Annotated in this window: 10 protein-coding genes; all 10 read left to right on the forward strand. The window is 62.6% G+C overall.

All coding sequences use genetic code 11. From position 1 onward, the window contains the following. From DSAT_RS13010 to prsK, 10 genes are read left to right on the forward strand one after another with little or no spacing between them, the layout of a single operon-like run. Entirely contained in the window at positions 1-924 is a 924-nt protein-coding gene (locus tag DSAT_RS13010) for a glycosyltransferase family 2 protein (protein ID WP_020887992.1), read from the forward strand. Beyond that, the gene (locus tag DSAT_RS13015) at positions 921-2,045 is read left to right on the forward strand and encodes a DUF2334 domain-containing protein (RefSeq protein ID WP_020887993.1); all 1,125 of its coding nucleotides are present in this window, start codon (positions 921-923) and stop codon (positions 2,043-2,045) included. Before DSAT_RS13010 ends, DSAT_RS13015 begins: the two co-directional genes overlap by 4 nt. Then, the gene (locus DSAT_RS13020; RefSeq protein ID WP_020887994.1) at positions 2,042-2,998 is read left to right on the forward strand and encodes a glycosyltransferase family 2 protein; all 957 of its coding nucleotides are present in this window, start codon (positions 2,042-2,044) and stop codon (positions 2,996-2,998) included. The genes DSAT_RS13015 and DSAT_RS13020 overlap by 4 nt, the downstream gene beginning before the upstream one ends. Next, complete coding sequence (locus DSAT_RS13025; protein ID WP_020887995.1) at positions 2,998-4,347, forward strand: O-antigen ligase family protein; 1,350 nt, start codon at positions 2,998-3,000, stop codon at positions 4,345-4,347. The genes DSAT_RS13020 and DSAT_RS13025 overlap by 1 nt, the downstream gene beginning before the upstream one ends. Next, positions 4,334-5,467 (forward strand): glycosyltransferase family 4 protein, encoded by a 1,134-nt coding sequence (locus DSAT_RS13030; RefSeq protein ID WP_020887996.1) that lies wholly within the window; start codon positions 4,334-4,336, stop codon positions 5,465-5,467. Before DSAT_RS13025 ends, DSAT_RS13030 begins: the two co-directional genes overlap by 14 nt. A 31-nt stretch (positions 5,468-5,498) precedes the next feature. After that, complete coding sequence (locus DSAT_RS13035) at positions 5,499-7,295, forward strand: carboxypeptidase-like regulatory domain-containing protein (protein ID WP_040371273.1); 1,797 nt, start codon at positions 5,499-5,501, stop codon at positions 7,293-7,295. A gap of 12 nt (positions 7,296-7,307) precedes the next feature. After that, complete coding sequence (locus DSAT_RS13040; protein ID WP_020887998.1) at positions 7,308-8,375, forward strand: glycosyltransferase; 1,068 nt, start codon at positions 7,308-7,310, stop codon at positions 8,373-8,375. Then, positions 8,372-9,205 (forward strand): exosortase A, encoded by an 834-nt coding sequence (gene xrtA, locus DSAT_RS13045; RefSeq protein WP_020887999.1) that lies wholly within the window; start codon positions 8,372-8,374, stop codon positions 9,203-9,205. Before DSAT_RS13040 ends, xrtA begins: the two co-directional genes overlap by 4 nt. Further along, positions 9,202-9,834 carry an exosortase C-terminal domain/associated protein EpsI gene (locus tag DSAT_RS13050; protein WP_020888000.1) on the forward strand — a complete coding sequence of 211 codons (633 nt, stop codon included), beginning with the start codon at positions 9,202-9,204 and terminating at the stop codon, positions 9,832-9,834. Before xrtA ends, DSAT_RS13050 begins: the two co-directional genes overlap by 4 nt. 15 nt (positions 9,835-9,849) lie before the next feature. Then, positions 9,850-11,931, forward strand: a complete 2,082-nt coding sequence (prsK, locus tag DSAT_RS13055; RefSeq protein ID WP_020888001.1) for an XrtA/PEP-CTERM system histidine kinase PrsK — start codon at positions 9,850-9,852, stop codon at positions 11,929-11,931. Positions 11,932-11,934: the final 3 nt, after the last annotated feature.

Genomic DNA, 11,934 nt, shown 5'->3' on the forward strand with positions numbered 1-11,934 from the left:
GTGGACCTGAAAGTCAGCGTCGTCATGCCGGTCTACGACACGGAGAGCTATCTTTCGACAGCCGTGCGTTCCGTGCTGGCGCAGACGTTCACGGATTTCGAACTGCTCGTGCTGGACGACGAATCGCCTGGCGACGTGCCCGCCGTTCTGCGGACTTTCGACGATCCCCGCATCCGCTACCTGCGGCATCAAAACGGCGGTCCGGCCTATACCCGCAACCAGGGTGTGCTCCACGGCCGGGGGCGCTACGTGGCCTTTCTCGATTCCGACGACGAATGGCTGCCCGAAAAGCTGGAAATACAGGTGGCGCTGCTCGACGCGCGGCCCGACGTGCACGTGGTCTACACCCAGCGCCAGACCATGGACGAGCGGGGACGGACCGTGCCGGGATTCAGGCCACGCTTGCACGAAGGGTTCATCCTCGACGAACTCTATGTGGACAATTTCATCTGTATGTCTTCGGCCATGCTCAGGCGTGAGGTCTTCGAGGCCGCAGGGCTGATCGACGAGAACCTGCGCATGAGCGAGGACTTTGACTTCTGGCTGCGGGTGGCTTGCGCGCACCGATTTGCGGCCATCGACGAGCCGCTGGTGCGCTACCGCACGCATAGCGGCCAAGTCTCGCGCGATGTGGAGCGCAGGGTGAGGGTCGTCTGGGAGATACGCCGCGAATTCGACAAGGCGCACGGCCACCTCGTGAGCCGCACGGCGCGAAGAAGAGCCAGAGCCCTGCATCATTCGGGTAAGGGGTTCCGGGCGGAGCTTGCAGGAGCGGGGTTTGGCGTTGTCGCGCCCCATTACCTGCAGGCGCTCGCGAGCTACCCGTTGGACGAGTTCTCTTGGCGGGGGTTGGCCCGGACCATGCTGCCCGCATGGGGCCTTTCGCTGTTGCGACGAATCAGGAGCAGGGGGGAGGGCGCATGAGCAAGGCCGCACCTCCGGAAAAGACGGTCACGGTCGTCCTGCGTTACGACGACTACGGGCCCGCGAGCGATACGGCCATCGAGCGAGGCATCCTGGAGAGCCTTGCACGGCACGGCCTTTCGTGCGTCTTCGGTGTGGTTCCCTTCACAGCTATGGACATCGCGGTCGGCGGGCAGTCACTGTGCGCGAACGAGGAAAAATCCACCATGCTGCGTCAGGCAGTGGCCGACGGAGTGGTCGAGGCGGCGCTGCACGGCTGCTCCCACCAGCGGCTCACGGAACGCGGGCCGGGCAGCAGGCCCACGGAGTTCGCCGGGCGGGGCTACGAGACCCAACTCGCCCTGATCCTGCGAGGCAGGAAGGAACTCGAAGCCTGCACCGGCCGCGTACCCGACTGTTTCATTCCGCCCTTCAACAGTTACGACGTTGAGACGGTGTGGGCCTTGGAGCGGGTGGGAATCGGTTGTCTTTCTGCTTCCATGTTCGGGTTTGCTCCAGAACGGACGAGCATGCGTTTTCTGCCCCAGACGTGCAACCTGACGCAGATGCGTGCCGCTGTGGAAGCGGCGCGCGCGGGAACAGACGCCAAGCCTTTGGTTGTGCCGTTGTTCCACGAATTCGACTTCGTCGAGAACTCGGCACAACGTGGACGCATGAGCCTCGGGCAATTCGACGGGCTTTTGGCTTGGCTGGCCGCGCAGCCGGACGTAACGGTGCGCACGGCGGCCCAGATTCAGGCCGAGGGGCACGACCTGGGGGTCGAGCGCTACCGGGCGCAGCAGCGGTTCCTCATGGCTTCGCTGCATCCCCGCGCGGCCAGGGTCGTGCGGGCCGAACCCGCGCGGCTGCGCTACCTGGAGCGTGACCGTGCGGAGCGGCTTCGTCGCGCCGTGGTGCGAAAGACCGCCGCCTCCTATGCCCTGGCGGCCCTGTGCGCGGCTGGGGGGGGCGTTGCGGCCGTGGTCGCGGGCCTTCCCAAGGGACTGCTGCTCGGCCTCGCGGGCGGGGCGAACGCGGCCTGGGTGGCCATGCTGCTGCGCAGGAAGGGCGACATCTACTACAACGCGGCGCGGCTCAGTGTTTTTCTGGCAGCGCTTCTGGCGGGAGTCTGGGCGGCATGAGTGGCGAATCTACGCACTCCCCACGGGTCTCGGTGATCGTCCCGACCTACAACTACGCCAGGTTCCTGCCTAGGGCCCTGGATTCCGTGCTGGCGCAGACTTGGCGCGACTACGAGATCATCGTCGTGGACGACGGCTCCACCGATGACACTCCCGAGGTCGCAAAGGCTTACGGCGAGCGCATCCACTATCTGCGTAAGGAGAACGGCGGGGCCGCCACGGCGCGCAACACGGGCATTTTGGCGGCCAGAGGCGAGTTGCTGGCCTTTCTCGACGCCGACGACGCCTGGGTGCCGGAAAAGCTTGCCAGGCAAGTGGAGTATCTGGACCGACACCCCGAGTTCGGGATGGTCTATTCGGACATGGCGCACCATGTGGCGGGCAGGAAGGTGCATGACGCCTATCTGCGCGAGCGCGGGTACAGCAAGGTGGCCGAGGGTTGGATATTCGACAATCTCCTTCGGCAATGCTTCATCTTCACGCCGACGGTAATGGCGCGGCGGAAGTGCTTCGATACCGTGGGCCTGCACGATCCCGAGCTTCGCACCTGTCAGGACGTGGACATGTGGTTGCGCATAGCAGACCGTTTCATGATTGGCTTCATCGACGCTCCGCTGGCTGTCCGTCATGAGCACGGGGACAACAGCACGCGCAACTGGGACAACTATCTCGGCAACCCCATCAAGATGTTCTTGAAGCTGAACGCCTCGCAAGCTGATCCGGCCCGGCGGGCGATTTTCCGGGAAAGACTTCGGGACATGTATTTCGATCTTGGCTGGCATCAGTTCCGCACCGGCCGGATGAAGCAATGCCGTGCCTCGATGCGCGAGAGCCTGCGCTACGGTCGGCCGGTGTGCGAGGCGGGCAAGTACATAGTACTGTCGTTCGTGCCCCCATGGGCCATCAATCGTCTTCGCATGATTGCCGGACGCCGTCCGGCCAAGGAGTCGTGATGCTTCCTCTCATGCTCGTCGGGTACCTTTTCCTGCTCATCTTCAGACCCTACGAATACTGGCCCGTTCTCGGCGCGTTGCGCGTCGAGCGCGTGTACATGCTGACCTTCATGGCAATGGCGTTTTTCAGCAAGGAGAAGCGGTTCATCCCGCATCCCATCAACGGCATGGTCGTGGTCTTCACGCTGTGCCTGCTGGTCTCGGGGATCTTCGCCTACCGCTGGAGTTCCGCTTCCGTGCTGATCGAAGACTACCTCAAGTTCGTCATTTTCTATTTCATGGTCATCATTTCGGTGCGGAACGAGCGAGATTTTCGACTCGTTCTGCTGTCGTTTCTGGTCATCATGCTGCTGTACGTCGGTAAGTCCGCCTGGGAGTTCTTCGTTCACGACCGCTATCAGTTCACGATGGGCATCAAGCGCATGAGCGGAATAGACCGCACCTACGGCGCGCCGAACTCTTTTTCCGCCTCCATTTGCTATTCCCTTCCGTTCCTGTGGGCCATGCTCCGACATGGCATCGAGAGCAAGTGGCTGAGATGGGCTTTGTGGGGCTATGGGGCATTGGCGATGGTGGCCATCATGTATTCCGGTTCCCGCAGCGGCATGGTCACGGCCTTGCTGTTCTTTCTCCTGGTGTTGGCAAGCGCCAAGCGGAAGTTCATGGGATTGGTCGTCATCGGTGTCCTTCTGATCGTGGCCTGGGACAACATGCCCGAGTCGTTGCAGACGCGATTTGTCTCCACGTTTGTCCGAGGACAGGCGACGGCAGGTGCCGACGATTCGGCCGAGGGCCGGATGAAGGGGTTCCTGCAAGGCGTGGACGTGTTCAAGAAGAATCCACTTTTCGGGATCGGGCCGGCAAATTTTCAACACAGTTGGCCGGGCATCGACACGGGATACAACGCACACAACGTCTATGGCCAGTTGATGGGCGAACTCGGCATCCTTGGAGTGCTCTCGTTCGGCGGGCTCGTGTGGGTCGTCTACAGGACCAACAAAAACATCATGCGCAGGGTCAAGACCCTCGTGGAGCGGTTGCGTGAGAGCATCGCGGCCCAGGCCCCACCTGGGAAGAGCGGCCAAGGGAAGAATGCCGCCCAGGGGATGGGCGCGCAGCCCGAAGAAACGGTCTGGGAGGAAAAACGGCAGGCGGTGGAGCAGCATGTGCGCCATCTGAATCTCTATTTCCTGATCTCCCAGGCCGTTATCCAAACCCTCATCCTGATGCTCTTCAAGGGGTGGGGCGACCACAACCTGTACCGCTATACGTGGCTGTGGCTGGCTGCGGTCACCGTGCTCGGGTACCATTTCTTCCAGCAGGAGGCCGCGCAGCATGAGGAAGCCTAGGCGCCTGCTGACCGTGGCGAGATGGCCCTTGGGCGGCATCCGGACGTACATGCGCTACGTGTATGGCAGACTCGGCGGTGATTGGCGGGTCACGATCCTGGCCGCCGACACCCAGGAGAGCGCTGCCCTGCGCGAGGACGCGGCCGCTCTCGGAGCCGAGTTGATCCTTTCGCGGCCCACGGCCGCGAGCTTCGTCTCGCGCATCGCGCGTACTCTGGCCGAGCGCCGTCACGACCTTATCCAGAGCCAGGGATTCATCTCGGCCATTGCGGCCTGTCTGGCCAACGTTCCTTTCAAGAAACCGCACGTGCTCACCGTGCACGGGGTGCTGGAGGAACGCTTTCTGCGTGGCGTGCGAGGCAGGCTCAAGCGCTTGGCGACGAACACGGCCATCCGGTCCGTGGATACGGTGTATGGCGTGGGCCAGGACATCCTCGACCATCTACGCGAAGAGGTGCCGGGCCTTGCCGGATCGCGTGCGCGACAGGTGGCCATCCTGAACGGCATCGAGCCGGAGATGTTTCTCGACCCTGGAAATCCGGGCGCGTTCCGGGCCCGCAACGACCTGTCGCCGGACGTCTTCCTTTTCGGATTCCTAGGGCGCTTCATGCCGCAAAAGGGGTTCAACAAGATCATCGCCGCCCTGGCCAAGCTTTCCGCCGACGGAGCGGCGAAGCGCGACTACCGTCTGGTGGCCGTGGGTTCGGGCGACTACCTGGACTGGTACCGGAAGACGGCGCACGAGCAGGGGGTTGCCGAGCGCATCGTTTTTTTGCCGTTTCAGCGCGACGTGGCCGAGGTCTACCGCGATCTCGACGCCGTGGTCATGCCTTCGAACTGGGAGGCGTGCCCGCTGCAGCCCATGGAGGCGCTGGTCAGCGGCGTGCCGCTCATCGTCTCGGACTGCATCGGCCTGCGCGAGGTGGTGCGCGACACGCCCGCCATCGTGGTGCCGGGGGGTGAGCCCGAGGGGTTGGCGCGGGCCATGGACGAACTTCTTTCCGGCCATGGGAGCGAGGCGTTTGCGGATTTTCGCCACGAGGCGGCGCGGCGTTTCGACGTCGGCCGCACGGCCGAAAGCGTGAAGCGGCTTTTCGACGACATGGCGGGGAGGGCGTGAAATGATGCATGGACATGGCCCGCTTGGGCGAATGGCAGTCTGCCTTTTCTGCCTCCTGGCCGGATTTTGGGGCGGGGCTCCGGTTCGGGCGGAGAGTCTGCCGGTCGACATCGCGGCTCAGATTCCCGCGCCGGTCACGTCGCCCAACCGCTTCGGGCTCTCGGGCGACGACGCTTGGCTCGGAGCCGGGCAGAAGATGGTTGCAGTGAAGCCGAGAAAACGGGTCGTGGAGATCACTGCTCCGGGAACCCTGGATCAGCCGCACACCGAATACAAGCTGATGAACGACGTAGAGGCCGACGGCACGGCTTTCAGGATCGTGAAGAATAACATCACGCTGAACCTGAACGGCCATACCGTGACATACGGCAGAAACCCCACTGAAGAACAGGCCTACGGCGTTTGCTTCACGGATCAATGGACCTTTGAGGACGTCGCCGTGCTCAACGGAGCTATCATCCAGGCCGAACCGTATGCGGACGGGGCTCTCGGCAAGAAATGGGGTCTTCCATATGGTTCCGGCTTTTGCCCGATATACGGAATGAGCCTGAAGGGTGCCGAATTCGCGGGGCTGCATCTCGTGTACGGCGGCAAGGATCTCTCCGGGATATTCGCCAAGGGACGGCTGCACATTCACCACAACACCATTGAGGACAGAGGGCACGGAGTAACGAACAGGCACCGGGGGCTCGCCGCGATCGAAGGCGGCAGCAACGGAATGCGAGCGCACAACAACCTCATCCTCAGGGCGCGTCACAACGGCATCCGGGCCGGGAAGAACTGCGAGATTCATCGAAACATCGTCTTCATCGACAGCGAGGCCACCAATTCAGCCGGAATCGCCGCAGGAGGCGAGATTCGGGAAAACAAGATCGTGGCCAAAGGCGTTCATCCCCTTGGATTCTATCTGGGGGGAGATGTTGTAGGTGAGGGCGCCAAATACGTGGGCAACTACGTAATCGCCCAGAACACCCGGCACAGCGTGGAATACGGCAGCGCGGGCGCGGCGTGCCTGCGGTTGCAGTGGGGGGACGATATCCATGTCGCAGACAACGTCTTCATCCTCCAGGCGGAGAACAGGGCCGACGGGTTCAAAAGCTGGGGGCGGGCGCTCATGGTCAGTCTGTCCGAGGCGGGGCGGAAGGCACTCTTCGAGAACAACCTCATCGTGGCCATGGGCAAGGACGGCATGGGCAAGGCGGCCGGGATTGCCGTCGTGGCCAACAACCAGTCCTCGGACCTCGTCTTTCGAAACAATATCGTGGTCAGCACCTGGGCCGACGTGCTCCTGGCCGACAGCTATGGCCACGCGGACGGATTCCCCCGTTTCGAGGACAACACCTTCATGCGCGCCGTGCATGCGCCCGAGTTCGTGACCATCCGCAGCCAGTATTCCGAACGGCCGAGCACGGGCGTGTTCGTCGGCACCCGTTTCTCGGGGGGGGCGTCCTTCGAGGACGTGGACCTCGAGTTCGGCGGAACCGGACTCAAGGAGATCGCAGTGGCCGCGCGGCTCGAAGTCGCGGTCGCCGGAGAGGATGGCCGTCCGGTCGCGCAAGCCGCCGTGTCCATTGCCGATGTGGAGGGGGCCGAGGTTTTTTCCGGCACGACCGACGACAGGGGCAGGGTCGTGGCCGAGATTGTGCAATACAGATTGACGAACCGCGACAAGGGCAAATTGAATCGCATAGTGGGACGGCTCTCGGGCCGGGATTCCTGGCTCTCGCCGCATACTCCGCACGAAGTCACGGCCTCGTCGAACGGCCGCGCGGCCAGGGCCAGGGTGGAAGTGGACGGTGATTCGCGGCTTGATCTGACGCTTCGTTGATCAGGGGGAGAGATGCTCAAGGTGCTGACTTCGGTGCCGGGAAATCCCGAAAAATTCTGGGGAAGCCGGACAACGCTCGCGGACCCGCGCTGCATCCCGGTGCTCTTCGGGAAGATGGGCCGGATCAGGCGTTATGCCATGGCCCTGGCCGTGGCTGTGCGCATGCTGCGTTTGCGTCGCCGGTTCGACGTCGTGGTCGTGGACGGCGGACCCATCGGACAGTGGTTCTCCTGGCTGCAATCTCTGCTCATCTTCGGCCGTGTGCCCACGCTGATGATCGATTGCCTATGGTACCGCCACGACAATCCTGTCGTGCAGGGGCTCAAACGTCTGCACAAAAGGCTTTCGGCCCTGAGCGTGGACCGCTTCCTGGTCTGGGCGCGCCACGAGGTGCATGAGTACGCCCAGGAATTCGGCATACCCGAGTCCAAGTTCGTCTACGTACCCTTCCACATCACCCTGGAGGACTACGACTTCGACGTGCGCGACGACGGCTTCGTCTTTGCCGGGGGCAACGGCGACAGGGACTACCGGGTGCTCGTGGAGGCCGCGCGCGGCCTCGGTGCGCCCGTGTTCATCGCCACCACGGACGAAAGCCTGCTCAAGGGCGTGGACATTCCCCCCAACGTGACGGTGAAGGGAGTGAGCCACGAGGAGTTCCGGAGGCTCATGGCTTCGTGCCGGATCGCGGTCGTGCCCATGCGCGGCGGCCTGCTCCATTCGGGAGGGCAGCAAACCTTTCTCAATTCCATGTACCTCGGCAAGCCAACCATCGTGGTGGGGGCGCGCGTGGCCGAAGGATACGTGGAAGACGGGATCAACGGCCTCGTCGTCGATCACGGCGACGCGGCGGGCCTTGCCGGGGCCATCGCAAGCCTTTGGGAATCTCCGTCCCTGCGCGAGCGGATCGGCCAGGCAGGGCGGGAGAGCGCGGGAGAGCGGACGACCGAGGCTTTCATGAAGGACATTCACGCCCATGCCATGGACGTGGCGGGCCGCAACCCCGCGGCCGAGGCGGCAAATGCCGGGTTGTCCGGAACCGACGCCCTTGGGGAAAACCGGAAAGGAGAAACCAGATGACGCTTGCCGGAAGCCTGCGCGAGCACAGGTACGAAATCGTCGCGTTCCTTGTGCTGCTCGGCGTCGTGTACCATTCGATATTCTCGGCCATGGTGCTCGATTGGTATCGTGACGACAACTATTCCCACGGGTTTCTCGTGCCCTTCATCGCGGGATATCTGGCTTACAGGCGGCGAGATGAGCTTGCGGCGGCCGAGGTGCGGCCGAGCAATTTGGGCCTTTTGGTCATCGCGGGCGGATTCGGCCTGCTCATGCTCGGCTGGTTCGGCACCGAATATTTCACCATGCGGGCCTCCATGGTGGTGGTGCTCGCGGGAAGCGTACTCTACCTCTTCGGCAGACAGGTCTTCGGGCTGCTGTTTGCTCCCATCGCCTACCTTCTGCTTATGATTCCGATACCCTACATCATCTATGATGCGGCCGCCTTCCCGCTCAAACTCCTGGTCACCGAAGTTTCGGTCAAGGCCTTGAAAGTCATGGGCATCGTCGTCTGGCAGGAAGGCAACATCCTGATGTTCCCCAACATCACGTTGGAGGTCGCAGACGCGTGCAGCGGGCTTCGCTCCATCATGTCCCTGCTCGCTCTGGGCGCGGCCTATGCCCTGGTGCTATATTCATCGCTGCGCGACAGGGCCATTCTGATCCTGTCTACCTTGCCCATCGCCGTCTTCACCAACTGCCTGCGCGTCATCGCCACGGGCGTTCTGGCGCAATACATCGGCTCGGCGGCTGCAGAGGGCTTTTTCCACGAGTTCGCCGGATTGTTCGTGTTCCTCACTGCGGTAGCCATGTTTCTGGGCCTCGGCGCGATCCTGAGGAGGATTCCATGAATCTGCGCAAGCGCTTCATCGTGCTTTTCCTTCTGCTGGCCGGGGCATTCGGCTACCTGCAACTGCATGAGGACATCGAGGTGCCCCTGGCCCGACCTTTCCACGAGTTTCCGGTGAGCCTCGCCGACTGGCGCATGGTGGGGCAGGCGAATCTGAGCGCGGACGTGCTGAACATCCTCAAGCCCACGGACTACCTCTCGCGTCGCTACGTGGGATCCGACGGGCGGGCCGTGGATTTTTATCTGAGTTATTTCGACGGCGGAAAGGACACCGGCGGCATCCACTCGCCCAAGCATTGCCTGCCGGGTAGCGGCTGGACCGAGTTCTCCTCCAGGCGTATTACGCTGGACGTGGACGGTCAGGGCGTCAACCTGGTCAAGGCGGTCTACGGCATCGGCAACACCAGGGAACTTTTGCTGTACTGGTTCGACATCCGGGGGCAGACGCTCTCGGACGAGTATTCACTGAAATTTATGGAAATCGTCGGTTCGGCCCTGCACCGACGCCGCGACGAGAGTTTCATCCGCATCTCCGTGCCCGTGGACGGCGACGCGGAGCGGGCCTTCGAGCACGGGGTCACGTTTATCAGGGACTTCTATCCGGTGATTCGGGAGTTCCTCCCGTCATAGGGGTGCTTGGGCGGCATGGGCGAGGGACTTTTCTATCCATTTCTGGCACTCGGCGCGGCGTTCGCGGCGTTCGCGTTCTGTCTGCGCTTGCTGGCCGGAGTGTTCGGGCGTGATCGTTCCGTGGCGTCCGCGGCCTTGGCCGTGGCTTTGTTCCTGAGCGCGTGTCTGGAGATATTCGACCTTTTCGCCATCCTCGATCCCGAGGAAATGGGCTCATGGCGCAACGCATCGCTCGTGGTAGAGGGGGCGCTGTGTCCGGCCTGGATTTGGTTCACCGCCCTCTTCGCCAGGGAATACGAGGAAGGCCGCCTGCCTTGGACGCAGAAGGGGTTGATCTGTCTGTCCTTCGTCATGCCACTGTGGGCCGGTTTTCTTGCCACACAGGGAATGTTCTACTCTCCGGATTTCGTCCGGGAGCCGGTTCTGTTCCTGGAGCCCGTGGGCTTTTACTTTTACATCGGCCTCGTGCTGTTCGCCGTGGCGAGTCTTTTTAACATCGAGGCCACGCTTGCCAACGCCGTCCATTTCCGGCGTTGGAAGATCAAGTTCACCCTGCTCGGCGCGGTGGCCGTGCTGGCCGCGTTGCTGCTCTACTACAGCCAAGGGCTGCTCTACCGTTCCATCGACATGACGCTCGTCCCGGCCAGAGCCCTGGCGTTGCTCCTAGGCGCGGGCCTGATGTGGTATTCGGACGTGCGGCGTGGTTCGGAAATCAAGATATCCTTCTCCAGGCGCATCGCTTTCAAGTCCCTGGTGCTCGTGGTAGCGGGTGCATATCTCGTGGGCCTGGGAATCATGGGCGAGGGGGCGAAGCACTTCGGCGATTCGCTCAGCCGCACCATGCTCCTTTCGGCCGCTTTCGTCGTCGGCATCGGCCTTCTGGCCGTCTGCCTCTCCGAGACGGTGCGCCGCAAGGCGCGACTCTTCTTGCAGCGCAATTTCTACAAGGAGAAGTACGACTACCGAGTGCAGTGGGTGCAGTTCACCGAACGGCTGGCCTCGGCACGCAGCCAGGAAGATTTGCATCAGGCGTCGCTTTCCGCCTGTTGCGAGACCTTCGGCATCGTGGGCGGGGCGCTGTTTCTCTACGACTACGGAAAGAAGGCATTCCTGCCTGCCGTGGCTCTCGAAGTGAACAGGCACGACGGCGGTTTCGAGGAGACGGAGCCGCTTGTCGCGCGACTGCGCAGGACGCAGTCCGTGGTCGCCTTGACCGACGTTCCGGACGAGGAGCGCGGCGATTCGCTCTGGCTCAAAGATGACGCGGTCAGTTTCGTGATTCCCCTCTTCCGCGAGGACAACCTCGACGGGTTCGTGCTTCTGGGCACGCCCATCAATTCGAGCGAGGAGTACGACGAGGAGGACTTCGAACTCATGGACACCATGGCCCGGCACATTTCCTCGGCCCTGCTCAACATGCGTCTTTTGGACCAACTCGCCCGTTCGCGCGAGATGGAGATCATGGGCAAGGTTTCGACGTTTGTGCTGCATGACCTGAAGAACCACGTCTATACGCTCTCCCTTATGGCGGAAAACGCCCGCAAGCACATCGCCAACCCCGAGTTCCAGAAGGACTTGGTGGAGTCGCTGGGCAACACCGTGGGCAAGATGAAGATTCTCATCTCCCAACTCAAGGGGTTGCCGGACAGGCAGACTCTCAGGCGCGAGCGGGTAGGGCTTCTCTCCCTGGCTCGCGAGGCGACCAAGCTCTTGCAACAGGATTGCATCGATTACCAGGGGGACGACGTGCAGGCTTGGGCCGACAGCGAGGAGATGGGCAAGGTCATCCTCAATCTGTGCCTGAACGCCATCGAGGCCTCGGGCAACGGAAAGAAGGTGGTCGTGGAGGCCGGAGCCGGGGACGCGGGGTCCTTCCTCCGGGTTGTGGATTTCGGTAGCGGTATTTCCGAGGAATTCTTGAAGAACGGGTTGTTCCTGCCCTTCAAGTCCACCAAGGCTAAGGGCATGGGCATCGGTCTTTACCAGTGCAAACAGATCGTGGAAGCGCACGGCGGAAGCATCGAGGTGTCGAGTGTTCCTGGCGAAGGCTCGGATTTCGTCGTCAGGCTGCCCAGGGAGTCGGCTCCTTCGGCCTAGCGC

Source organism: Alkalidesulfovibrio alkalitolerans DSM 16529, from assembly GCF_000422245.1.
GTDB lineage: Bacteria > Desulfobacterota > Desulfovibrionia > Desulfovibrionales > Desulfovibrionaceae > Alkalidesulfovibrio > Alkalidesulfovibrio alkalitolerans.